The organism is Williamsia deligens (assembly GCF_024171765.1).
Lineage (GTDB): Bacteria > Actinomycetota > Actinomycetes > Mycobacteriales > Mycobacteriaceae > Williamsia_A > Williamsia_A deligens.
Genome location: NZ_JAMTCI010000005.1, coordinates 44,277 through 67,946 on the forward strand (window position 1 = coordinate 44,277; position 23,670 = coordinate 67,946).

22 protein-coding genes are annotated in these 23,670 nt (G+C 71.4%); 10 read left to right on the forward strand and 12 right to left on the reverse strand.

Going from position 1 to position 23,670, the window contains the following annotated elements; translation table 11 throughout:
- Positions 1 to 9: 9 nt before the first annotated feature.
- The 6 genes from LX14_RS19800 to LX14_RS19825 all read right to left on the reverse strand — a co-directional run bounded on the left by LX14_RS19800 (position 10) and on the right by LX14_RS19825 (position 7,660).
- On the reverse strand, positions 10 to 1,521 hold the full coding sequence (locus LX14_RS19800) for a condensation domain-containing protein (RefSeq protein ID WP_253649102.1): 1,512 nt from the start codon (positions 1,519 to 1,521) through the stop codon (positions 10 to 12).
- A 370-nt stretch (positions 1,522 to 1,891) separates the two neighbouring features.
- Entirely contained in the window at positions 1,892 to 2,890 is a 999-nt protein-coding gene (locus LX14_RS19805) for an alpha/beta hydrolase (protein ID WP_372505472.1), read from the reverse strand.
- Between the two features lie 123 nt (positions 2,891 to 3,013).
- Positions 3,014 to 4,288 carry a glycosyltransferase gene (locus LX14_RS19810; protein ID WP_253649103.1) on the reverse strand — a complete coding sequence of 425 codons (1,275 nt, stop codon included), beginning with the start codon at positions 4,286 to 4,288 and terminating at the stop codon, positions 3,014 to 3,016.
- A 4-nt stretch (positions 4,289 to 4,292) separates the two neighbouring features.
- Positions 4,293 to 5,639 carry a condensation domain-containing protein gene (locus LX14_RS19815; RefSeq protein WP_253649104.1) on the reverse strand — a complete coding sequence of 449 codons (1,347 nt, stop codon included), beginning with the start codon at positions 5,637 to 5,639 and terminating at the stop codon, positions 4,293 to 4,295.
- 24 nt (positions 5,640 to 5,663) lie between these two features.
- Positions 5,664 to 6,446 (reverse strand): ABC transporter permease, encoded by a 783-nt coding sequence (locus LX14_RS19820; RefSeq protein WP_253649196.1) that lies wholly within the window; start codon positions 6,444 to 6,446, stop codon positions 5,664 to 5,666.
- A gap of 59 nt (positions 6,447 to 6,505) precedes the next feature.
- Positions 6,506 to 7,660, reverse strand: a complete 1,155-nt coding sequence (locus tag LX14_RS19825; RefSeq protein WP_253649105.1) for an ATP-binding cassette domain-containing protein — start codon at positions 7,658 to 7,660, stop codon at positions 6,506 to 6,508.
- A 190-nt stretch (positions 7,661 to 7,850) separates the two neighbouring features.
- Here LX14_RS19825 and LX14_RS19830 point away from each other — a divergent pair, with 190 nt between their 5' ends.
- Genes LX14_RS19830 through LX14_RS19840 form a run of 3 tightly spaced genes read left to right on the forward strand, consistent with a single transcriptional unit; the run spans position 7,851 to position 12,005 of the window.
- Complete coding sequence (locus LX14_RS19830; protein WP_253649106.1) at positions 7,851 to 9,227, forward strand: hypothetical protein; 1,377 nt, start codon at positions 7,851 to 7,853, stop codon at positions 9,225 to 9,227.
- Entirely contained in the window at positions 9,200 to 10,633 is a 1,434-nt protein-coding gene (locus LX14_RS19835) for a hypothetical protein (protein WP_253649107.1), read from the forward strand. The genes LX14_RS19830 and LX14_RS19835 overlap by 28 nt, the downstream gene beginning before the upstream one ends.
- Before the next feature lie 13 nt (positions 10,634 to 10,646).
- On the forward strand, positions 10,647 to 12,005 hold the full coding sequence (locus tag LX14_RS19840; RefSeq protein ID WP_253649108.1) for a hypothetical protein: 1,359 nt from the start codon (positions 10,647 to 10,649) through the stop codon (positions 12,003 to 12,005).
- Here LX14_RS19840 and LX14_RS19845 read toward each other — a convergent pair.
- Genes LX14_RS19845 through LX14_RS19855 form a run of 3 tightly spaced genes read right to left on the reverse strand, consistent with a single transcriptional unit; the run spans position 12,002 to position 14,606 of the window.
- Positions 12,002 to 12,634: a Maf family protein gene (locus LX14_RS19845; RefSeq protein ID WP_253649197.1), complete on the reverse strand. Its 633-nt coding sequence runs from the start codon at positions 12,632 to 12,634 to the stop codon at positions 12,002 to 12,004. The two genes, LX14_RS19840 and LX14_RS19845, sit on opposite strands and share 4 nt — an antisense overlap.
- Positions 12,635 to 12,642: 8 nt before the next feature.
- On the reverse strand, positions 12,643 to 12,921 hold the full coding sequence (locus tag LX14_RS19850) for an acyl-CoA carboxylase subunit epsilon (RefSeq protein ID WP_253649109.1): 279 nt from the start codon (positions 12,919 to 12,921) through the stop codon (positions 12,643 to 12,645).
- A 59-nt stretch (positions 12,922 to 12,980) separates the two neighbouring features.
- Positions 12,981 to 14,606 carry an acyl-CoA carboxylase subunit beta gene (locus LX14_RS19855; protein WP_253649110.1) on the reverse strand — a complete coding sequence of 542 codons (1,626 nt, stop codon included), beginning with the start codon at positions 14,604 to 14,606 and terminating at the stop codon, positions 12,981 to 12,983.
- A 93-nt stretch (positions 14,607 to 14,699) separates the two neighbouring features.
- Here LX14_RS19855 and LX14_RS19860 point away from each other — a divergent pair, with 93 nt between their 5' ends.
- A complete protein-coding gene (locus LX14_RS19860) occupies positions 14,700 to 15,536 on the forward strand; it encodes a biotin--[acetyl-CoA-carboxylase] ligase (protein WP_253649111.1) in 837 nt (278 codons plus the stop codon).
- Positions 15,537 to 15,560: 24 nt separating this feature from the next.
- On the opposite strand, the gene LX14_RS19865 is transcribed toward LX14_RS19860, so the two are convergent.
- Complete coding sequence (locus LX14_RS19865; RefSeq protein ID WP_253649112.1) at positions 15,561 to 16,217, reverse strand: DUF6069 family protein; 657 nt, start codon at positions 16,215 to 16,217, stop codon at positions 15,561 to 15,563.
- A gap of 114 nt (positions 16,218 to 16,331) precedes the next feature.
- Between LX14_RS19865 and LX14_RS19870 the strand changes: the two genes are divergently transcribed.
- The 3 genes from LX14_RS19870 to LX14_RS19880 are packed head-to-tail and all read left to right on the forward strand — an operon-like array spanning position 16,332 to position 18,932.
- Complete coding sequence (locus LX14_RS19870; RefSeq protein ID WP_253649113.1) at positions 16,332 to 16,853, forward strand: PH domain-containing protein; 522 nt, start codon at positions 16,332 to 16,334, stop codon at positions 16,851 to 16,853.
- Positions 16,854 to 16,903: 50 nt separating this feature from the next.
- The gene (locus LX14_RS19875; RefSeq protein ID WP_253649114.1) at positions 16,904 to 17,581 is read left to right on the forward strand and encodes a response regulator transcription factor; all 678 of its coding nucleotides are present in this window, start codon (positions 16,904 to 16,906) and stop codon (positions 17,579 to 17,581) included.
- Between the two features lie 10 nt (positions 17,582 to 17,591).
- Positions 17,592 to 18,932 (forward strand): sensor histidine kinase, encoded by a 1,341-nt coding sequence (locus LX14_RS19880; protein ID WP_253649115.1) that lies wholly within the window; start codon positions 17,592 to 17,594, stop codon positions 18,930 to 18,932.
- A gap of 41 nt (positions 18,933 to 18,973) precedes the next feature.
- On the opposite strand, the gene LX14_RS19885 is transcribed toward LX14_RS19880, so the two are convergent.
- Entirely contained in the window at positions 18,974 to 19,543 is a 570-nt protein-coding gene (locus LX14_RS19885) for a GtrA family protein (RefSeq protein WP_253649116.1), read from the reverse strand.
- Between the two features lie 106 nt (positions 19,544 to 19,649).
- Here LX14_RS19885 and LX14_RS19890 point away from each other — a divergent pair, with 106 nt between their 5' ends.
- Both LX14_RS19890 and purE read left to right on the forward strand, forming a co-directional pair.
- Positions 19,650 to 20,915 (forward strand): 5-(carboxyamino)imidazole ribonucleotide synthase, encoded by a 1,266-nt coding sequence (locus tag LX14_RS19890; RefSeq protein WP_372505473.1) that lies wholly within the window; start codon positions 19,650 to 19,652, stop codon positions 20,913 to 20,915.
- A 40-nt stretch (positions 20,916 to 20,955) separates the two neighbouring features.
- Positions 20,956 to 21,504 carry a 5-(carboxyamino)imidazole ribonucleotide mutase gene (gene purE, locus LX14_RS19895; RefSeq protein WP_253649117.1) on the forward strand — a complete coding sequence of 183 codons (549 nt, stop codon included), beginning with the start codon at positions 20,956 to 20,958 and terminating at the stop codon, positions 21,502 to 21,504.
- 10 nt (positions 21,505 to 21,514) lie between these two features.
- Here purE and LX14_RS19900 read toward each other — a convergent pair whose 3' ends face one another.
- On the reverse strand, positions 21,515 to 22,336 hold the full coding sequence (locus LX14_RS19900; protein WP_253649118.1) for a dienelactone hydrolase family protein: 822 nt from the start codon (positions 22,334 to 22,336) through the stop codon (positions 21,515 to 21,517).
- Between the two features lie 152 nt (positions 22,337 to 22,488).
- Between LX14_RS19900 and LX14_RS19905 the strand changes: the two genes are divergently transcribed.
- Complete coding sequence (locus LX14_RS19905; RefSeq protein ID WP_253649119.1) at positions 22,489 to 23,649, forward strand: acyl-CoA dehydrogenase; 1,161 nt, start codon at positions 22,489 to 22,491, stop codon at positions 23,647 to 23,649.
- Positions 23,650 to 23,670 lie beyond the last annotated feature (21 nt).

A 23,670-nucleotide genomic window follows, 5' to 3' on the forward strand; every position in this document is an offset into this window, starting at 1 on the left:
CGGGTCGGATCACGAAGTGCCGCCCGCCGCCCCGGACTCGCCCGCGGTGACGGTGGACCCGGCCCGGGACGCGTCGAAGGTGGTGTCGCCGTGTGCGGCGACCTCGAGGAGGACCTCCTCGAAGGCGCGCAGGAAACGGTGGACCCTGGTCGCGGCGGGGGACGAGGTCGGGTACCGCGCGGAGAGGTTGGTCCCGGTCCCGATGCGGTTGATCCAGAAGTAGACCTCGTCCGCCGAGCGGGTCGCGCTGCGCAGGACGCGGGCATCCATCGCGTCCCACGAGTCGGCACCCTCGGCCCCCCGCAGGTCGATGTAGGAGACCACGAACTGCGGCGGCGTCCGGTGACCGATCAGCTCGGCGATGGGGTGGAACGGGACCGTGCCCAGCTCCTTGTGCTCCCGCGACGACGCTGCGACGGCCCCGATCGCCTCACCGAACGTCGAGGCGTCTCCCGTGCGCAGGTGGGTGGGGACGAGCCCGACGAACCAGCCCGCGGCCTCACCCCACTGGAGCTCGGTCCTCGTGTGGACGGGACTGATGAACCGCAGGTCGGCGGTGCCGGTGGTGCGGTGGTTGGCGATGCACAGCGCGGTGTGGACGCCGGCCTGCATGTTCGACCCCAGCGCCTTGCACGCGCGGTTGAACGCCTCGGTCTGTTCCGGGTCGAGCAGCCAGCGGGACAGGCTGCCCTGATACGGGGCCTCGACGGCGTCCGCCGAGGAGTCCTCGAGCCGGCCCTGCGGCGGACGCGGGAACGCGGGCATCGGATCGGGCTGGCAGTCGGAGTCCGGACGTGGCGCCAGGAACTCCTCCCATCGCGCGACCTCGGCGGTCTCGCGGTCGAGTCGGGACCCGTGGGCGCGCTCGGCGTGGGAGAAGTCGAGGTAGCTGCCGAAGGTGCCCAGGGAGTCGTCGTGACCGTGCAGCGACGACTCGTACAGCCGCGTCAACTCCTTGATGGCGAACACCTGCGTGTAGGCGTCCATCACCGTGTGGTCCGCGCCGAAGACGATCAGGAACGAGTCGGGGTCGTCGTCGGGCTCGACCGTCATCACGAGGCAGTGCGGCCACCGCAACGGGTTGATCCGCGTGTTGAACACGTGGTCGACCCGGAGGTACACACGCGTGCTGCTCGAGGGCTCGGGATCGCGGCGGTCGACGATGTCGACCTTGTCGGCGGCGATGATCCGGCGACCGAACTCGTCCTCGTCCCGACCGACGGCCACCCCCGCCTCGGCGTGGTGCACGAGCGCGGACCGGAAGGCCTCGTGCCGGGCGAACCAGCGCCGCAGGGTCGTCGCCAGCGCGTCACGGTCCAGGCGGTGGCCGATCCGGAACGCGGTGCCGATCCACTCGCTGTGCCACGTGTCGCCGGCCTCGGCGGCCCGCCGGGCGTGCTCGAGGTGGGCGTAGGACAGTCGGCGCTCGTCGGACTTCCAGTCGGCGTCGTCGGCGGTGGGCGTCCACTCCGTCACGACGCCGGACGGGAGCGGGTAGTCGGCGAGTTCGGTGTACTCCATCGTCGATCTCCTGACTGTCTTGAGAAATCGTGTGGCCGACGACCCGCGACGCGCGAGGGACTCGGGCGGTTCACGGGCGCGGACGGGCGGCGGGTTCGTTGGGGTGCAGCGCACCGGCGCGTCGACGAGCCGTCTCACCTACAGGGCGGACGACTCACCATCCGCCGACCGGAGAAGGCGTGGATGGGCACTCGTCCACGCGTCGACGGTAACGCGAATCGGCCGGGATTTCGCGTCGGGATCCGGTTTTTACCAGAGCAAATCATCGGTGTGCAGATTGTCGCGATGGTTCGCGGCGCCATGTGCTGCGACGATTCCCCGTCCGATCGCGCGACGGCGCGGATCGGTCCGGAGAAATCGTCGCGCATGATCATCCGATTCCGAGACCGCGTGCGACCGTCGGCCAACTGCGGTGCAACTGGTCCTGCCAGTAGGGCCAGGAATGCGATCCGCGTGGTTCGAAGTCGAATGTCGCCGGGATGCGCTTGGCCGCGAGCGTCTCGGCGAGACGGTGCGTGCAGAAGTTCGCGCCCGCCTCGATGCCGCCGCCGACGATCGCCCTGTCGGCCGGGTTGGAGTTGCCGGGGTAGTTCGGCGCCTCGTACGGCCCGGGCAGACCCGAGCCGACCGACACGTAGACCGAGGTCCCGCGGAGCCCGTTCGCCCGCAGCAGCACGTCGTGTGCAGCCCACGCGGGATCGGACGGCGGTCCCCACATGTTGTCCGCGTTGCCGCCGAACGCCGCGACGATCGTCCGCGGGACGCCCTGCGAGACGATGTCGGAGGTCGAGTAGCAGCCGCTGAACGACGCCACCGACTTGAAGTAGCCCGGGTTGCGGGCGGCGAGTGTGAGCGCCGAGCCGGCTCCCATCGAGAGTCCGCCGATACCGCGGATCCCGTTGCCGGAGAATCGGTTCTGCAGCAACGGCGGGAGCTCGCGGGTGAGGAACGTCTCCCACTTGTACCGGCCGAGCTTGGGGTCGTCGCGCTGCCAGTCCGTGTAGAAGCTGCCGTTGCCGGCCAGGGGCAGCGCGACGGTCACGTTCTTGTCGCGGTAGAAGCTCGACGCGTCGGTCTTCCGCAGCCACATGCTGTTGGTCGGGTCCTCCTCGCCCAGGCCGCTGAGCATGGTCAGCGTCGGGCGGGGTCCGCGATCGACCGAGGGGACGAGGACCTGCACCTTGATCGTCTTCGCCATCGCCGTCGAGTAGACGTACACGCCGTACTGCGTGGGTCCCTCGGTCTCGATCTTCTCGATCGTCGGCGCGCTCGGCGTCGCTGTCGCCACCGCGACGACGGGGGTGCAGGCGACGGCCGCGGTGGCGAGTGCGGTGGCCGTGATCAGTCGTCGAGTCGACGAGGTGAACACGGGAAGAAATCCGCGTGACATGCGAATTCCGGCAGAGAAGGGCATCGAGGTCCTTTACGAGTGGAGTCGGCGGTCAGTCTCGCACAGCACAGGGGTGTCGGCGATCCCAGTGGGTGTTTGTCATTACCTGTTCGGGAAATCGACAAGAATCGACGCGGCATTGTGGGCCGCGTCCACATCGGAGACAATTTGACGTGCGAAAGATGCCGCAGTCATCGTGCATTCGTCCGACAACGCGCGGGTGACGGCCGCGTCGAGTCGACCCCGGTCCCGGATCGAGCGCACCGGGAGCGTCGCCCCGAGTCGTCGATCGGTCACCACGCGTCCCCACATCGGCTGGTCGGCGCTGAACGCGGCGATCACCATCGGCGTGCCCGCCCGTAGGCACGCCGCCGTCGTCCCCGCACCGCCGTGGTGCACCGCGGCACGGCATCGGGGCAGGACGGTCGAGTGGTCGACGGTCTCGACGACCCGGACCCCGGACCCGCTGTCGGCCGTCGCCGCCCGGGCCGCGTCGAGATTGGGCCCGGCGGTGATCAGGACCCGGGCCCGGCGCCCGGTGATGCCGGCGACGAGTCGGCGGTAGGAGTCCTCCGGATCGGGCAGCGGCATGCTCCCGAAGCCGACGAGGACCGGCGGGTCACCGTCGTCGATCCACGTGGACGTCTCGACGTCGGTGGTGGTCGCCGCGGGCGGGTCGACCCCGAGGAAGCCGGTGAGCGGTCGACGCGGCCCCCACTCCTGCGCCAACTCGGGGAACAACGCGGGCTCGTACGCCTGGATCTCGGGGGTCCCGTCCCGTGCGAGACGCCCGCCGAGCGGCCCGCCCGCCGGTGACATGCCCAACCGACGTCGTAGGGCGTCGTCGGCACCGCGGGCGGAGGAGTACCAGAAGAAGAGGTCCACCGCGGTCCACAGGGCGCCGGTGAGACGTCCCGCCGGGATCGCCTGGACCGGGCCGAGGGGGACCCGTACCGACCGGTTGGGTCGGATCGGGCAGTAGTGCACCGGGACGAACCGGGCGCCGTGGTGCTCCGCGACGGTGGCCCCGCGCTCCTGCCCGAGCAGGCCGGTCACCACCAGGTCGGCGCCGTCGGCGAGGGTCAGCAGGGCGTCGTCCATCGCCGTGGCCCCGAACTCGGTGACCTGACGGATCGCCGCGGCCCGGGTACGAGGGTTGCGCGACTTGAGGTCTCGCGCGATCAGGGGGGACGCCAGCAGCTCCGCGGTGTCGGGGGCGAACTCGTGCGCCTCGATCCCGAACGACCGGACGAGGCCGAGCAGGTTGACCGGGACCCCGAGGACGACGTCGTGCCCACGGTCGACGAGGGCGCGCGTGAGGGCGATCTGCGGCTGGATGTCGCCGCGGCTGCCGTTGGCGGCGATGGTGATCCTCACGCGGTCACCACGGGCGGGCCTGCAGGGACCAGCGCCGCAGTTCGGCGGTCACCACCGACTCGAGGACGTCGGGACCGAGGGCGTCGGGGTCGAGGCCGACCACCGACAACGTGGTCGTCCCCGCAGCGTCGTTGACCCAGGCGGCGAGACCGCCACGCAGGGACCGGAGTCGGGCCGTCGTGATCGACTGCGTCGTCGCCCGGGTCACCACGGCGTCGGCCCGTGCGGGGTCGCCGAAGCCGGCGACCGCGGGATCGACGCGCCCCAGGCTCGAGGCCAGGGCGAGCGGCGTGGTGGCCCCCGCGCTCAGCAGGGCCACGGCCCGGTCGCCGAGTGCCTGCACGAGCGGCTGCAGCCGCACGAAGGCGGTCGGTCGGGTGGTTTTGCTGCCGTAGGCCTCCCTCGCGAGTGCACGGATCGGGGCGAGGTCGCCGTCGAGGGCATGGACCGCCGGTACGTCCAGCGACAGGCCGGTCGTCGCGTTGGCGCGGTCGTCGTCGGGCTCTCGGGTCGACATCGGGACGGACACGCGGACCACGTCGTCGGCGCCCGCACGGCCGGCCGCGACGACGATGCCCACGACGACCGCGATGAACAGTGCGTTCGACGACCCACCGGATCGAGCGGCGGCCGCCTCCCACTCGGCGGTCTCCACGCTCAGCACGCAGAGCGGTGCGATCCGGGCACCGCCCTCGGGCGCGGTGGGCGGCAGTGCCGGAGAGGTCGCCGCGGTCACCACGGGGCCGGCGTCCGGTGCGGCGGGCCCGGAGCCGACCCGGACCCGGTCCCGGGCGATCGCGGCGACCGACCCGGCGATGGTGGCGGCCCGGCCGATGACCTCACGTGCCTGGTCGAGGGGGGTCGGCGGAGTCGGGTCGAACTCCGTGCCGTCACCGGAGAGCGCCTCGGCGAAGGCCGTCAGCGCGCTGATCCCGTCACCGACCGCGTGGGACAGGCACAGCGACACCAGGGCACCGCCGGTGTGCAGCGGCGCTGCGCGGACCTCCCAGACGGGCCCGGAGCGCAGGTCGAAGGGGCGTGAGGCGGCCGCATCGATCCACGCGATCACCTCGCCGGCGGCGACGGCATGCGACGAGACGACCAGGCCGCCGGAATCGGACCCACCTGCGACCCAGTGGTCGCGCACCAGCGGGATCCGACTGCGGCGCAGGAGGCGCGCGAGGCGTCCGTGGGCCAGCCCGTCGGCGAAGCGGGTGAGTTCCGCCTCCGACGGCATGGCGGTCAGGCGCCACACCATCTGGTTCACCACGGGGACGTCCAGCGCGGTGTCCATCCGGATGAACAGGTCGTCGTCGACGGTGGTCCGCAGGAGGGGTCCTCGTGTCGTCACGCCGGCGTCCTCACGATCGGTGGGTCAGAGCTTCCTCAGGTAGATGCGCACCGTCAACGGGGCGAGCACCGCGATGAGCACGAACGACCCCAGCAGCGACCAGCCCAGGTGCTGGTCCACCCGTCCCTCGTTGGCGAGCAGGCGCACCGCGGAGATCAACTGCGACAACGGGTTGATCGTGGTGACGGTCTGCATCCACGAGGGCATCGTGTCAGGCGGCACGAAGGCGTTCGACATGAACCCGAGGACGGTCAGGATCAGCGCCGAGAAGCCCTGCACGGCGGACGCCTTCGACAGCACCACGCCCATCAGGGCGAAGAGCCAGCTCAGGGCGAACGCCGAGAAGATGACCAGGACGATCGCGGTGAGGGTGCCCCACACGCTGCCGGGCCGGTACCCCATCAGCAGTCCGACCGTCAGGGTCAGGCACGCTGCGATCAGGTAGCGGAGGTTGGCCGCGACCAGGGACCCCGAGAGCGGGGCGATGCGTGCGATCGGCAACGAGACGAACCGGTCGAACACACCCTTGTCCATGTCCTCACGCAACTGGATCCCGACGACCACGGTCGAGGTGGTGACGACGTTGACGAGCACGCCGGGGATGAGGATCGGCAGGTACGACGTGACACCGCCGGCGATGACTCCGCCGAAGATGCTGGCGAACATGACCGTGAAGACGACCGGGACGATGGTCACGTCGACCAGGAGCTGCGGGTTGTGCTTGAACTTCAGCAGCCCGCGCCGCGCCATCGTCAACGTGTCGCGCACGGTCTTGGCCGGCGTGATGTGGTCGACCACCGAGGCCATCGGGATGGAGGAGAACGCCGGGGCGTCGGGGACCGGACGGGTGGTCTCCTCCGCGGTGGTCACGCGGGCCTCCGGTCGTCGGTGAGGGCGAGGAACACGTCGTCGAGAGAGGGGGTGTGCACCCCGAACTCACCCACGGTGATCCGCCCCGCGGTGAGCGCCGCGATGACCTCCGCGGCCCGTGCGGAGTCGGGGACGGGCCCGGTGAGCTGCCCGGTCCTGACGTCGACGTCGATCGGTGCGCGCAGCAGCGATCGCATGACGGCCGCGGCGTCGTCGGCCTGTCGGGGATCGATCAGACGGATCGACAGCGAGAAGTCGCCCACCGACCGCTTGAGGGACTCCGGGGTGCCCCGCCCCACCACCCGACCGTGATCGATGACGACGAGCTGGTCGGCCAGTGCGTCCGCCTCGTCGAGGTACTGCGTGGTGAGGACGACGGTGGTCCCCGAGGCCACCACCGACCGCACGATCTCCCACAGCTGGGTGCGCGTGCGTGGGTCCAGTCCGGTCGTCGGCTCGTCCAGGAACAGAAGGGCGGGTCGTCGGATCATGCTCGCCGCGAGGTCGAGTCGTCGCCGCATGCCGCCGGAGTACGACCCGATCGCGCGCCCGCCGGCCTCGGTGAGACCGAACTGGTCCACGAGTTCGCGGGAGCGCTGCCGTGCCTGCGCGCCGCGCAGTCCCAGCAGACGGCCGAATATCTCCAGGTTCTCCAGCCCGGTCAGGTCCTCGTCGACCGACGCGTACTGCCCGGTCAGCGCGATGAGGCTGCGCACCGCGGTGGCGTCGGCGACCACGTCGCGGCCCAGGACGGTGACGCGTCCGGCGGTCGGTCGCAGCAGCGTCGCCAGCATCCGGACGGTGGTGGTCTTGCCGGCCCCGTTCGGTCCGAGGAGTCCGCACACCGTGCCCGCGGGCACCGAGAAGTCGACCTCGTCGACGACGCGACGACCGCTGTACTCCTTGGTCAGGCCCGCGACGTCGACCGCCGCGGATGCGGTGGCCCCGCTCGTGGCGCGCGGCGAGTCCTCCCGGCGTGGGTGCAGCGGCGGGGTCCATCCGATGTCGCGGATGTCGCGGGCATCCACGGTGTCCCCGGCGTGGGGCGCACCCGTGGTGGCGTCGTCGGGTTCGGGACGGGCGTGACGCCCGCCCCGCGGCATCGTCGGGACACGGTCCGCGGACTCGGCGTCTCGCGAGAGTGTTGTCATCGGCTGGTTCCCCCTGGGCCGTGGAGTCTCGGGCACAGGCTAACGGTCGAGGTCGCCCGGCCGTGTCACAGGCGACGTCGGTCACACCCCACCGCACTGGACGACGGGGCCCACCACGACCGGTCGGATGTGTCCGGCGCCATATCCGCTCGTCCGGCGGGCCGCGCGGTGCGCCACTAGTGTCCTGCGAATGGCGCAGCGAGCGAACGCAGTTCGGCTCGACGGACCCGATCTGACCTACTGGTTCGTCGAGCGCGCGCTGGGGTGGTCGGTCGTCCTGCAGCTCGTGTGGGTGTTCCCGGACCGCCTCTGCGCCGACACCGTCGACGGCGTCGCCGCACGCCTGCACGGGAGCGGTCTGCACCGTCGGGTCGTGCCCGCGGTGGTGCCGGGCGCGCGTCCGCGCTGGACGCGGTCGACCGAGACGATCGCCGCGGTCCACGACGACGACCCGATCGACCTCGACGACGTCGCCGCGTGGGCGGACCGGGAGTTGTACGGCGTGGATCTCGACGCCGTCGCCGGCCGCTCCTGGCGGGTGCGAGCGGTCCCGATCGACTCCGGCGGCCACGCTCTGTCGCTGTGCACCCTGCACCTGGTGACCGACGGGCAGGGTTTCGTCCGGGCGGCCGCCGAGGCGTTCGCGTCGGCGCCGGGAGCCTCGGTGACCACCGCCGAGAACGGTTCTGCGACAGCGGCGCCGACGACGGGCCTCGCAGACCTGGTCGGGGACACCCGGGATCTCCTCCGGCAGGTGGCGGCCGCCGCGACCGGCGTCGCACGCGTCGTCGCGTCGACCGCGCCCGTACCGGGCCGCGGACCGCGGGAGGCGCCGCGTGACCCGAGGACGCCGAGAACGCCACTGGCGCAGCGGGCCCCGCAGGCGCGGCCCCGGTGGGTGATCGCGTCGGTGCCGACCGTGGACTGGGACGCCGCCGCCTCCCGGCACGACGGCACCGACAACACCCTGTTCGTGGCGGTGATCGCCGGTGCGTTGCGTCGTGCCGGGGCGATCCCGGCCGGCGAACCGGTCAAGGTGGGCATCCCCGTCAGCCGCCGTGGTGCCGACGACGATCGCGCCAATGCCACGGCGGGGGTCTCGGTGATGCTCGACGACACCGTCGGCGGGGGCCGGTCCCTCGCCGGTGTCCGCGCCGCCTGCCGGGCGGCCTACACCGCACTCGACGGGGGGCGACGTGACCCGACCGCCCACCTCACACCTCTCGTCACACTCCTGCCGCCGGCGGTGACCGTGCGGGCCGTCACCGCGGGGTCGGGGATGCCCGACGCGATGACCTCCAACATCGGCGCCTGGGACGACGACGTCCTGCGACTGGGCACGTCCACCGCCGAGCGGATGGTCTTCCGCGGGGACGCCCAGCACGTCCTCCCGGACCGTCCGCACCGGTTCGGTGACGGGCTGCAGTCGTGGATCGTGCGAGCGGGTGACCACACGACCCTGTCGGTGGCGGCGTTCGACGAGACCGCCGTCCCCGACGCGGACACGCTGCGATCGGTTCTCGCCGACGAGTTCGCCGCATGGGGACTCCCGCACCGGTTCTGGTGACGGGCCGCGGGATGACCGAGGTGCAGGAGGGTCCGATGACGGCACGGGTGACCGGACCCGACGAGACGTTCATGACGGTCGAGGCGGTGGCCGGCGTCGAGACACCGATCCAGATGGGATGGGTGTTCGCGCACGACCCGGGAGAGGCGGCCGTCGACGTCGTGCACGCGCGGCTCGCCGCCGGCCCGGTCAACCGGGCCGTGCGACGCACCCGGGTGCCGTTCGCGCGGCACCGCTGGGTCCCTTGCGACCATGTCGACGTCGCCCGCCACGACCGTGAGCCCGTCGCCGCCGGTGCCGTCTCGCAGTGGTTCACCGACCACCTCGAGTCGACACCGGTGCGCCCCACGGCCGGTCGGAGCTGGCATGTCGCGAGCGCCCCGACCACCGACGGTGGGCGTGTGGTGTCGGTGCTCGCCTCCCACGTGGTGTGTGACGGATCGGGTCTGCGCGCTGCGGTCCTGGGGACGACCCCGGCCGCCGCCGCCGATCCGCCGACCACCCGCGTCGTCGACGAGCTCCTCGACGATCTCCGTGACGCCGTCGCGCAGGTGCGCTCGGCGCTGCGGTCGATACTGGTGATGCTGCGACTGACCGTCGCGGGGGGCCGGCGGGACCGGTCCGATGCAGACAACGGCGCGCCGGCCGTCGTCGATGTCGGTCCGACGCACCGCAGGACCGTCCCGACCCCGGTGGCGGCGAACGGCGTTCCGGAGGAACCGCCGGTCCGGCACGTCCTGGTGACGCTGGACTCGGCCCAGGTGGCCGCACGCGCCGCGGACCGGGGTGGGACACCGAACAGCCTCTTCTGCGCCCTGCTCGGAGGCGTGGCGCAGCGTGCGCACATCCCGGAGTCCGACACGACCGCCATCTGCATCGCCGTCGATCGGCGCGAGGGGGACCACGACGGCAGGGCGAACGCCTCGGGCGGGGTGTGGATCCGGGTCCGCGGCGCGCTCGACGGACCCGTCGACCTGTCGGGGATCCGTGCACGGACCAAGAGCGCGCTCACCACCTACTCCGCGCACGGGGCCGATGCGTCGGCCGACAACGTCCAGCCGATCGTGCGGCTGCTGCCCGCGCGCCTGGTGCTGCTGCTGATGCGACTGATCCCGTCGCCGCACACCACGGTCTCCAACCTCGGGGACGTCGGCGAGGACCTGCTGCGGATGGGGGAGCAGCGGGCGCACGTGCAGTTCACCCGCGCTGCGGTGCGGGGTCTCGGGGCCGATGCCCGTCGACGGCTGTGCCGTCCGGGGTTGCTGGCGTGGCTGACCGTGCACGGGGAGCACGCGACCCTCGCGGTGTGTGGCGTCGACCCGGACCGCTTCGGTGGGGACGGGGTGCTGCGATCGCTCGTCGTCGACGAACTCGACGCCTGGGGGCTGTCCCATGCGGTGGTCTGAGGGCCGACTCGGGGTGACGGACGAGTCGTACCTCCTCCTGGAGTCGACGCTCGGGGTCGTCGCGCCGATGCAGGTCGTCTGGGTGTTCCCGTCAGACCCCGGGATCGATGCGGTGTCCGCCGCGCACGCCCGGTTGATCGGTGGGCCGCTGGACCGCGTGGTGCGGCCGCCGCGCGTCCACGGCGCCCGCCCACGATGGGCCCGCCCGACGGGTGTCGCACGGCTGCGGATCGACCCCGACACCGTCGACGACACCGTCGACGACACCGACACCGACACCGACGCCGTCCGCCGGTGGGCGGCGGGCCATCTCGGCGACGCCCCGATCGCGGCCGCGGCCGTCCCGGGGGGTCGCTGCTGGGAGATGGCCACCGTGGGAACGCGGTCGGGGGGCCGGGTGGTGTCGGTGGTCGCGTCCCACGTGGTCGCCGACGGCCGTCGGTTCGTGGAGACGCTGGCGTCCGCGCTGGCGGGGTGCGACCCGGACCCGACGGATGTCCCGGCGACGGTGTCGTCGTCCCGTGAGGTTGCCCACGACGTCGTCGACGCCATCGCGGCGACGGGGGACGCCGCGCGATCGCTGCGGCGGCTCGTGGCGGCGTCGCGCGCCCGTCCCCCGGGACCGACGGGCTCATCCCGACCCGCGCCGTCCGCGCCCCCCGACTCGCCTCCACCGGTCGGCGACTGCACGCCCGAGCATCGCGTGCTGTCGGTGCCGCGCACCAGGTGGGACGACGCGGCACGCCGACGCGGGGGCACCTCGACGACCCTGCTCGTCGCCCTGGCCGCGGACCTCGCCCGACAGGCCGGTCTGCTCGAACTGCGATCGGGACCGTCTGTGCCGCTGCGGGTCTCGGTCGCCGTGGACCGGCGCGATCCCGGTGACGCGCACTCGGCCAATGCCGCGGGCGGTGTGTCCGTGCGCCTCGATCAGCCCGTCGATCCCGCCGACGGGCTGGCCGGGATCCGTGCGGCGGTGCGGACCGCCGTGGCGGAGCCTGTCGAGGACGACGCCGTCGCGAGACTCGCCCGGTTGCTCCCACGGGGTGTGCTCGGTCGCGTGATCGCGTCGATCCCCGGACCGCATGTGTCCGTGTCCCATCTCGGCGAGGCCCCTGTCGGTCTGCGCGCCTGCGGGGGAGTGGGCGCCGAGGAGATCGTCGTCCGCGCGGCGACCCGGACGGTCGCGGCGCGTCTCGCCCGGGGGATGCTGCCGGGGATCGCCGTCTGGGCGGTGGGACACGGGGATCGCGTCGCCGTCGCCGTGTGCGGCGCCGACCCCGTGTTCGGGTCCGGTGCGGTGGATCTCGACGAACTGATGGACCGGGTGGCGAAGCGGTGGGGTGTGGACGACCCCGGCGTGGTCGCCTAGGACCAGAGGTCGGTGACCGACACACCGACCTCGGCGAGAAGGGTGCGGATCACCGACAGACCGATGCCGATGACCGCGGAGTGATCGCCGTCGATCCCGTCGATCAACCACCCGCCGAACCCGTCGAGGGTGAAGGCGCCCGCCACCTCCAGCGGCTCACCGGTGGCGACGTAGGCGGCGACGGTGGCGTCGTCCACGTCGGCGAACCGCACGGTGGTCGAGGTCGATGCCTCCGCTGACGCGGTGACCACCCCCTCCGACACCCGCAGGACGCTGTGTCCGGTGAGCAGTCGCGCGCTGTGCCCGCGCACCCGGTGCCACTGGGCGATCGCGGCCGACGGCGTGTGGGGCTTTCCGGTGAGCGCTTTGTCGTGGAACAGCATGGAGTCGCACCCGATCACCACGGCGTCGGCGGCGACGGTGGGGTCGTCGAGGACCAGACGTCCCGCCACGGCGTCGGCTTTCGCCCGCGCGAGGGTGGTGACGACGGTCTCGGGCGGCGCGTCGGGACCGAGCGCCGCGGCCACGCGATCCTCGTCGACGTCCGAGACGCGGACGATCGGGTCGACGCCGGCGTCCCGGAGGACCCGTCGACGGGCCGGGGACGCCGAGCCGAGGACGACCTGCACCGCGCGGGTCAGTGCGAGAAGTGCACGTTGAGGAACGCCGTCGGTGCCGGCGACCACGACGGGCGCAGCCTCTGCTCCGGCGAGCCCCACAGGTCGCGTCTCTGTTCGCCGCCGCCGTGCGAGGGTGCGCTCCCGGCAGCCGACAGAACCGCGGTGAGCACCGCGATGTCGACGTCGTCGGGATTGCCCCGGATGATGCTGAAGGCCGGTCGCACGGTGGCCCCCTCGCCGGGGTCGCCGTCGGCCGGGGTCGCCTCGCCGGTCTCGGCCGTCGTGTCGTCGCTCACCATGTCTCCCGTCGTGCGGTGGTCGGGGTGTCGCACCCCGGTCGGCGTGGTCGGCTCGGTCAGAGCGGGATGTTGCCGTGCTTCTTGGGCGGCATCGACACCATCTTGCGCTCCAGCAACCGCAGCGCCGTGGCGATCTGACCGCGTGTGTGCGACGGCGGGATGACCGCGTCGACGTACCCGCGCTCGGCCGCGATGTACGGGTTCACCAGGGTGTCCTCGTACTCCTGCTGCAGCTGCAGGCGCAGGGCGTCGACGTCCTCGCCCTTCGCCGCGGCGTCCTTGAGCTGCGAGCGGTAGACGAACCCGACGGCGCCGGACGCGCCCATGACGGCGATCTGCGCGGTGGGCCACGCGAGGTTGACGTCGGCGCCCATGTGCTTGGACCCCATGACGTCGTACGCGCCGCCATAGGCCTTACGGGTGATGACCGTGATCTTTCCGACGGTGGCCTCGCCGTAGGCGTAGAGCAGTTTCGCGCCGCGACGGATGATGCCGTTGTACTCCTGCTCGGTCCCCGGCAGGAAGCCCGGCACGTCGACCAGCGTGATGATCGGGATGTTGAAGCAGTCGCAGGTCCGCACGAAGCGGGCGGCCTTCTCCGAGGCGTTGATGTCGAGACATCCGGCGAACTGGGTCGGCTGGTTGGCGACGATGCCGACGCTGCGTCCGTCGACGCGGCCGAAGCCGACGATGATGTTCGTCGCGTACTGCGCCTGGATCTCGAGGAACTCGTCGTCGAGGATCCGCGCGATCACCTCGTGCATGTCGTACGGCTGGTTCGGCGAGTCCGGGATGAGGGTGTCGAGCTCGAGGTCCTCGTCGTTGACGGTCTCCTCGATCGACCCGGCGGCCGGCTCGGCGACGGGCAGCCGCGGCGGCTCCGCCTTGTTGTTGCTCGGCAGGTAGGAGAGGATCTCGCGCACGTAGTCGAGCGCGTCCTCCTCGTCGGAGGCCACGTAGTGGGCCGTACCGGACCGCGTCATGTGGGTCTGCGCGCCACCGAGGTCCTCCATCGTGACGTCCTCGCCGGTGACGGTCTTGATGACGTCGGGGCCGGTGATGAACATCTGGCTGGTCTTGTCGACCATGACGACGAAGTCGGTGAGGGCGGGCGAGTAGACGTGGCCACCCGCGGCGGCGCCCATGATCAGCGAGATCTGCGGGATGACGCCGGATGCGCGGACGTTGCGGTGGAAGATCTCGCCGTAGAGACCCAGGGAGACGACACCCTCCTGGATGCGGGCGCCCGCACCGTCGTTGATGCCGATCAGCGGTCGACCGGTCTTCACCGCCAGGTCCATCACCTTGACGATCTTCTCGCCGTAGACCTCGCCGAGGCTGCCGCCGAAGACGGTCGAGTCCTGGCTGAACACGCAGACCTCGCGACCGTCGACCGTGCCGTAGCCGGTCACCACGCCGTCGCCGAGCGGTCGGCGCGACGCGAGTCCGAAGTTGGTGCTGCGATGACGCGCGAGCGCGTCGAGTTCGACGAACGAGCCCTCGTCGAGCAGGTGGGTGATGCGCTCGCGGGCGGTCAGCTTGCCCTTGGCGTGGACCTTCTCGACGGCTTCGGCACCGACCGGCTGCTCCGCTTCGGCGAGGCGTCCTCGCAGGTCAGCGAGCTTTCCGGCCGTGGTGTGGATGTCGGGAGCGCCGTCGGCGTCGGGCGAGGCAGTCGTCATGGGTGTCGATGCTAGCGAGCGCACGCTCGGTCGGTGGGACCGGGGACATGAGTGAGTCTCATGTTCACCTGCCACGCGGATAGCGTGAGCACCATGGAACCCCGCAGCGACATCCTCGACGCGGCCCGCATCGCCGAGCACGCCGGAACCGGATGGGACGTGGAGGTGGTGGCCGAGACGGGCTCCACCAACGCCGACCTCCTGGCCCGCTGCGCCGACGAGCCCTGTCCGGGCGCCGTCCTGGTCACCGAGCACCAGGTCGCCGGACGCGGGCGGCACGGACGTGTCTGGACGTCGCCGCCCGGTGGCCACCTCGCCATGTCGTTGGCGCTCGACGCGTCGCATCGCGGCGCGATGGACCGTCTGGGCTGGATCCCGCTCGCGATGGGCGTCGCCGTGGCGCAGGCGGTCGCGGACGTGACCGGGGTCCGGGCGGGCGTGAAGTGGCCCAACGACGTGATGGTCGACGTCGTCGACACCACGACCGGTGAGCCGGTCGGGCGCAAGGTCGCGGGGATCCTCGCCGAACTCGCCCCGGGCGCACGACCGTGCGTCGTGGTGGGTGTCGGGATCAACACGGGGCTCGCGGAGGACGAGCTCCCGGTCCCGACGGCGACGTCGCTGAACCTCGTCTCCGGTGAGCCGGTCGACCGTTCGCACCTCGCGGGCGCGGTGGTGGCTGCGCTCGCCGACCGACTGCAGGACTGGCCGCACGCGACCGCACGCATCGCCGAGCGCTACCGGCCGCTGTGCACCACCCTCGGGCGACGGGTGCGCGTTGACCTGCCCGGCGACCGGTCGATCACCGGCACAGCCGTCGACATCGACGTCGACGGACGCGTGGTCGTGCGATCGGCCGACGGCGAGACGGCGGTGGCCGCAGGTGACGTGACCCACCTGCGGGTGCAGGACGACCCTCCGCGGGCCTGAGGCGGAGCGTCTCCGCCCCTGCGATCAGCGGTACTCGACGCTCCGGGAGCCCATCGCGCGGATCAGGAACAGGATCGGCAGACCGATCACCAGGTGCATGATCGCCGTCCCGATGCCGGCCGAGATCTCCCGCGAGAGCAGCAGCGGCAGCAGGACCGCGGCGATCACCAGCAGCCCGACGATCCACGCGTAGAACTGGTCCGGCGACGGGGTGGTCATCTGCAGCACGTACCAGAGCGCTCCGGCGAACAGCGCACACAGACCGCCGACCACCGCGAACCAGTACTCGTCCTGCGCCACCGGGTTCCACACGCCGAACTTTCCGGTCTCGGTGATGCGCTGACTGATGACGCGGATGATCCACGCGACGAGCCAGGCGGCGAGCGCGGTGACCACCGCGGTCGCGACGACGCCGCCGATGAACAGCCCGATGTTGATCTGGGGGCCACGCTTGGGCGCCCGTGGCTTGCGGGCGGGCTCGGCGTACGACTGCGCCGGGTACTGCTGCTGCGCGTAGCCGGGATCCGCGTACGGGTCCTGGGTGTAGCGGTCCTGGGCGTAGGCGTCGCGCTGCGGGTCCGCGGCGTAGGGGTCGCTGGAGTACGCGCGGGTCCGGTTGTCGTCCCAGTACTCCCCGCGGGAGTCCCGTCGGCGGGGGTCGTTCGGGTCGTTCGGGTACATGGGGGCCACCTTTGCAACTCGAGTTCGTCACCCGCGGTCCCGCAGAGTCTACCGAGCGCAGGGGTGGCGATCGGCGGAGCGCGACGCCGGATATGCGCTACTTTCTCCCCCGACATGGGATATCCGGAGAACATCCTCGCCGAGGGTGAGCACATCGTGCTGCACCGCCATCCGCACTGGAAGGCGCTGGTGGTGCCCACGGTGGGGTTCCTCGTGATCACCGCGCTGGCCGGAGTGGCCGCCGGGTTCACCGGCTCGGCGGACGTCTCGTCCTCGACACGATCGGTGCTGTGGATCGTGATCGCCGTGGTGTGGGCGGTGGTCGTGATCTGGTTCTTCCTGCGTCCCGTGATCTCATGGCGCACCACGCACTTCGTCCTCACCGACCGCAGGGTGACGTTCCGCGACGGGATCCTGACCCGCTCGGGCATCGACATCCCGTTGCAGCGCATCAACTCGGTGGAGTTCCGGCACGGACTCGTCGACCGCATGCTGCGCACGGGCACGCTGGTCATCGAGTCGGCGTCCGACGATCCGCTGGCCTTTCACGACATCCCGCAGGTGGAGAAGGTCCACTCGTTGCTCTACCACGAGGTGTTCGACCCCGAGGACGACGGCGGCCGTCGCTTCCGCTGAGTCGTGTCGCACCGCGCCCCGCCGAGCCCGGGGGCCGGTACCGTGGCGCCGTGACGGACGTACTGCTGGCCGAGGACGACGAGGCCATCGCCACCCCGCTCGCCCGTGCGCTGACCCGCGAGGGCTACGGCTGCGAGATCGTGGCGACCGGCCCCGACGCCCTCGAGCGTGCCCGTGATCCCCGCTTCGAACTGCTGGTCCTCGATCTGGGGCTGCCCGAGATGGACGGCCTCGAGGTGTGCCGCAGGATCCGGGCCCAGCGACCTCAGCTGGCCGTCCTGATGCTCACCGCCCGCACCGACGAGGTCGACTTCGTCGTCGGTCTGGACGCCGGCGCCGACGACTACGTCGGCAAGCCGTTCCGACTGGCCGAACTGCTGGCGCGCGTGCGGGCCCTGCTGCGTCGCAAGCAGGGTGTGGACCTGGTGCTCGAGGCCGGCGACATCCACCTCGACGCGCGCGGGCGGCGCGTCCTCGTCGGCGGGCAGGACGCGACGTTGGCCAACCGCGAGTTCGACCTGCTGCGATTCCTGATGGAGCGCGGTGGCGAGGTGGTCAGCCGCGAGGAGATCCTCACCGAGGTGTGGGGCTCGGCGGACCTGCGGTCGTCGAAGACGCTGGACATGCACGTGTCGTGGCTCCGACGCAAGATCGGTGACGACCAGGCCGGGCGGAAGAAGCGCATCGTCACCGTCCGCGGCGTCGGCTTCCGGTTCGACCCGGACTAGGGGTTCGAGGATGCGCAGACGGATCCTGCTGTCGATGCTGGCCATGGTCGGCGGCATCGGGCTGCTCCTCGGGCTGCCGCTGATGGTCGCGGCGTGGTGGTGGATCGATGACAACGCCCACCAGGACCTCGACCAACGCCTCAAACGCGTGTCGTCGGAGCTGATCGACCAGGAGTCCGGTGACCTGCGGGTCGGCCGTGGTCTCGACGCCGCGCCGTTCCGGCTGCTGTTGCCGCCCGGCGGGCGCCTCGACCTGCAGTACCCCTCCGGTGCGTCGCAGGTGCGGACGTCCATCGGCGACGACATCGCCGGCGCCGAGGTGTCGGAGTCGGCCAGCCTCGGCGACGCCGGGTCGGTGACCATGAGCATCCCGCTGGCGGACGTGCGCGGCGACCAGTGGACGGCGATCGGTGTGGTGGCGTTGATCCTCACCGCCTCGATCGTCGGCGGCACCGCGGTCGCGGCGGTCACGGCGGGCCGTCTCGCCGACCCCCTGGAGGAGCTCGCGGACCGGGCGTCGCGGATGGCGCAGGGCGATTTCCACAGCGCGTGGCGGACCCACGGGATCGTCGAGCTCGACCGCCTGTCGAGCGCGCTGGAGGTCGCGAATCGTGAGATCGCCCTGCGCCTCGAACGGGAGGGCGAGATCGTCGGCGAGGTGTCCCATCAGCTGCGGAGCCGGTTGACCGCGATCCAGCTCCGCCTCGACGAGCTGTCGCTGCATGCCGACCCGCACGTGGTCGAGGAGGCCGAGGCGGCCCACGGCCAGGTCGAGCGCCTCAACCGCGAACTCGACGAACTCATCAAGGTCTCCCGCAACGCGGGCGTGCGTCCCAGTGCGCCGATCGCGGTCGACGACACCATCGACTCCCTCGTCCGGGACTTCCGCGACGCGTTCGGGAGGGCCGGGCGGCAGCTCGTCGCGCAGTACGTCGGTGATCGCAGCGCGTGGGCGACGCCGAGTCGGCTGCGGGAGGCGGTGTCGGTGCTCGTCGACAACTCGCTGCGCCACGGTGCGGGGCGGTGCGTGGTGGACGTGTCCCGGCTCGACGGAGCGCAGCTGCTGAGGGTCACCGTCCGCGACGAGGGCTCGGGGATCCCGGACGATCTCGTGCCGAAGATCTTCCGCCGTGGCTGGTCCGGGGGAGGGTCGAGCGGTGTCGGCCTGTCGTTGGCGCGGGCACTGGTCGAGGCGGACGGCGGCCGGCTCGAGCTGACCACCCGCGCTCCGGCGGCCTTCACGATCGTGCTGCCCACCACAGCCGGTGGCCCGATCACGGGAGTCGGCGGGGAGTCCTCGACGACGGGCGTCGACGTCGATCCGGCACGCCTGGTGCGCGAACCGCGGTGAGTTGGCGCGACGGCGGGATGTAGCAGGGCCGGTCGGCCGTACTACACGCCGGGCGTCCGGTCGGGCTCGACGCCGGGGTCGATCGTGACCTGGCCGGTGGCGAGTGCCTCGATCTCGGCGTCCTCGTGGCCGCGGGTCTCGGGGAACGCGAACTTCCGCAGTGCCCAGAAGCGGAACGCCATCTGCAGGATGTTGCCGATGATGTACCCGAGGACGAAGTCGACGACGACCAGCTGCGCGAACGGCAGGTGGGTGCGCATGTCGAGGACGTTGTTGGCGAACCACAGCGGCGCGGCCTGCAGCACGACACCGATCCCGCTGATCACGAAGAACAGCAGCGCCTCGTGATGTGTCTCGCGCCCGCCCCGGTTCTTGAACGCCCACTCACGGTTGAGGAAGTAGCTGAGGATCGTGGCGAGAGTGCCGGAGATGACCTTCGCGACGACCGGCTTGGCCTCGAGGACGGTGAGGCTCAGGCCGTAGAAGATGGCCATGTCGAACACCATGGTGGTGCCGCCGACCAGAGCGAACTTGATCAGTTCGTGGTGGCGGAGGGCCAGGCGCCGCACGGGGCCCGGGGTACGGGCGAGGAGCCCGTCGATGAACGACACAAGAAGCGAGTGTACGAAAGTGGACCGCGGACGCGAATTCCTCACGCGTCACCGCACCCCGCGCCGCACGTCACAGCGCCCCGCGCCGCAGCTCACCGCGCGTGTCATGAGACCATCGTCAGCCGTGAGTGGACACAATCCTGTGGGCCTCCCGACCGTCGCGATGGTCGGCGGGGGACAGCTCGCCCGTATGACCCATCAGGCGGCGGTCGCGCTCGGCCAGAGCCTGCGCGTACTGGCTGCCTCGCCCGACGACCCGGCCGCGTCGGTCTCCTCCGACGTGGTGATCGGCTCCCACGACGACCTCGACGACCTGCGCCGCGCCGCGGCCGGTGCGAGCGCCCTGACCTTCGATCACGAGGGCGTGCCCCCGGAATACCTGCGGGCCCTCGTCGCCGAGGGCGTGTCCGTCCTGCCGCCGCCGGACGCCCTCATCCACGCCCAGGACAAGCTGGTGATGCGTCGGCGCCTGTCCGCCCTGGGTCTCCCGGTGCCACGTTTCGTCGACCTGTCCGGTGCGGACGACCCGGGTGAGGTGCTGGTGGGCTTCGTCGAGTCCTGCGCCGACGGCGTGGTCATCAAGGCCATCCGCGGCGGCTACGACGGACGGGGCGTCTGGCTGCCCGACACCCTCGACGAAGCGCTCGACGTCCTGGCCGAGGCGACCGCCGCGGGGACACCCGTCATGGCCGAGGAACGCGTGGCGATGCGTCGGGAGCTCTCGGCCATGGTGGCCCGGTCCGCGTTCGGTCAGGGGGCCACGTGGCCCGTCGTCGAGACCGTGCAGCGCAACGGACAGTGCGCGGTCGCCGTCGCGCCCGCGCCGGACCTGTCGGACGACCGGGCCGCGGAGGCCGAACACATCGCCCTGACGATCGCCGAGACCCTCGGTGTCGTGGGTGTGATGGCGGTGGAGATGTTCGAGACCGTCGACGGTGAGCTGAGCATCAACGAACTCGCCATGCGTCCCCACAACAGTGGGCACTGGACCATGGACGGCGCGGTGACCAGTCAGTTCGAACAGCATCTGCGCGCTGTCCTCGACTATCCGCTCGGCGACACCCGCGCGATCGCCCCCGTGACCGTCATGGCGAACGTGCTCGGCGCGCAGGAGACCCCGGCCATGTCGATGGACGAGCGCGTGCACCATCTGATGGCGCGGATGCCGGATGCGCACATCCACCTCTACGCCAAGGGCGAGCGCCCGGCCCGCAAGATCGGGCACGTGAACATCGTCGGCGGCGCAGACGACGATGTCGCCGACGTCCGGGAACGGGCCGAACGCGCGGCGACGTGGCTGTCGACCGCCGTCTGGACCGACGGGTGGGACCCGCACGGCGACGACTCCGTCCCCGATCCCGCCCGCGCCTGATTTGTCACGGCCCCGACCCCTTCGGCACCGAGAGGCACTCATGACTTCGCCGACCACCCCGTCCGACCCCATCGGGACGAGCGCGAGCGGACCCCGCGTCGGCCTCATCATGGGCAGCGACTCCGACTGGCCGACGATGGAACCCGCCGCCGTCGCCCTCGCGGAGTTCGACGTGCCGTTCGAGGTCGGCGTCGTCTCCGCGCACCGCACGCCGCGTCGGATGCTCGACTACGCGACCGGTGCCGCCGACCGCGGACTGTCGGTGATCATCGCGGGCGCCGGTGGCGCAGCCCACCTGCCCGGCATGGTTGCGTCGGCCACCGTGCTGCCGGTCATCGGCGTGCCGGTGCCGCTCAAGCACTTCGACGGGCTCGACTCGTTGCTGTCGATCGTGCAGATGCCGGCGGGCATCCCCGTGGCGACGGTGTCCGTGGGCGGTGCCCGCAACGCGGGTCTGCTGGCGGTGCGCATCCTCGCGACCGGTGACGACGTCCTGCGCGCCCGACTGGCCGCGTTCGCCCGCGATCTCGAGTCGATGGTGGCGGAGAAGGACGCGAAGCTGCGACAGACACTGCTCGGCGAGGGCTGAACCGCCGGGTTCAGGCGTCGGTGAGCAGCCGCCGGCGGAACAGGTCGAGCACCTCGTCGAGGGCCGCACGGGTGGGTTCGCCCGGCGCGTCGACCAGATGCTCGGTGAGCACCGAGTGCGGGGGCATCGGCGAGTCGGCCCGGGCCGCGGAGTCCGGGATCTCGACGGCGGTGAACGCGTCCCCGAGTTCGGCGCGCAACCAGCGGAACCGCTCCGGCGGCGAGAGCTTGTCGCCCTCGAAGCGCAGCCCGAGGACGGTCAGGTCACCCGCCGCGCATCGGCCCTTGACGGCCGCGAGCTCGTCGTCGCCGATGTCGATGCCCTCGCGGTGGCGGCGGCTCAGCCCGAACGGCAGTGACGGCTGCGACAGCACGGGTGCGATCAGGCGGTCGTCGGCGGCCATGGCCAGCGCGAAACCGCCGGTGAAACACATCCCGACCGCGCCGACACCGGGTCCTCCGCACCGCTCGTGCTCCTGTTTCGCGAGCGCGCGCAGCCACGACGTGATCGGCGACGACTTGCCGGTCGCGAACACGGTGAACTCCCGGCTGATGCAGGCGGGGACCATGGCCCGGGTCATCGTCGCCATCGGGCCGACGACCGGCAGGCCGTCGAACGGGTCCTTGCCGTCCACGCCGAACAGGTGGGGCATCACCGCGGTGCAGCCGATGGACGCCACGGTGCGCGCGAAGTCGGCGACCCGTGGGGTGATGCCGGGGATCTCCGACATCACGATCACGGCCGGTCCGGAGCCGAGGCGGTAGACGGGCGCACTGCGGTTGCCGGAGGCGAACTCGAAGCGTTCGAAGTCGGAGAGGGTGTCGTCGGTCACGGGGTCAGCGTGCCATCGACGGCCGGTCTGTGTGTTCGGTTACCCGTCAGTAACTGTTCGCGATCTCGGGGGTTAGCATCGAGGGGACGGCCGAGCCCGGCGGAACTGCGCCGGACACCCCCCACCAGCACGGCCGATGAGGAGTGAATGCCATGTCGGGCAACCCGGATTTCGACCTGTTCGCGCTCCCCGAGGAGCACGACGCGCTGCGTGAGGCCATCCGCGCGCTGTCGGAGAAGGAGATCGAGCCGTACGCGGCGGAGGTCGACGAGGACTCGCGGTTCCCGCAGGAGGCCCTCGACGCCCTGAACGCATCCGGCTTCAACGCGATCCACATCCCCGAGGAGTTCGAGGGCCAGGGTGCCGACTCGGTCGCGGCCTGCATCGTGATCGAGGAGGTCGCCCGCGTCGACGCGTCGGCGTCGCTGATCCCCGCGGTCAACAAGCTCGGCACCATGGGCCTGATCCTCAACGGCTCCGACGAGCTGAAGAAGCAGGTCCTGCCCGACCTCGCCTCCGGGGGGCTGCTGGCCTCCTACGGTCTGTCGGAGCGCGAGGCGGGCTCCGACGCGGCGTCGATGCGCACGCGGGCGAAGAAGACCGCCGACGGGTGGGTCCTCAACGGCAGCAAGGCGTGGATCACCAACGGCGGCAAGTCGACCTGGTACACCGTGATGGCCGTGACCGACCCGGACAAGGGCGCGAACGGCATCTCCGCGTTCATGGTCCACAAGGACGACCCGGGCTTCTCGACCGGTGGCTACGAGCGCAAGCTCGGCATCAAGGGCTCGCCCACCGCCGAGCTGTACTTCGAGAACTGCGAGATCCCCGCCGACCGCATCATCGGCGAGGAGGGGACCGGTTTCAAGACCGCGCTGCAGACCCTCGACCACACACGCCCGACCATCGGCGCGCAGGCCGTCGGCATCGCGCAGGGCGCCCTCGACAAGACCATCGAGTACATCAAGGGCCGCAAGCAGTTCGGCAAGACGATCAGCCAGTTCCAGGGTGTCGAGTTCATGATCGCCGACATGGCGATGAACATCGAGGCCGCACGGTTGATGGTCTACACCTCGGCGGCGCGCGCGGAGCGCGGCGAGCCCAACCTCGGGTTCATCTCCTCGGCGTCGAAGTGCTTCGCCTCCGACGTCGCCATGAAGGTCACGACGGACGCCGTCCAGCTCTTCGGTGGCGCGGGATACACCCGCGACTTCCCGGTCGAGCGCATGATGCGCGACGCCAAGATCACCCAGATCTACGAGGGCACGAACCAGATCCAGCGCGTCGTCATGTCGCGCGCGCTCCTGCGCTGACCACGGGCGCGGATCCCACGG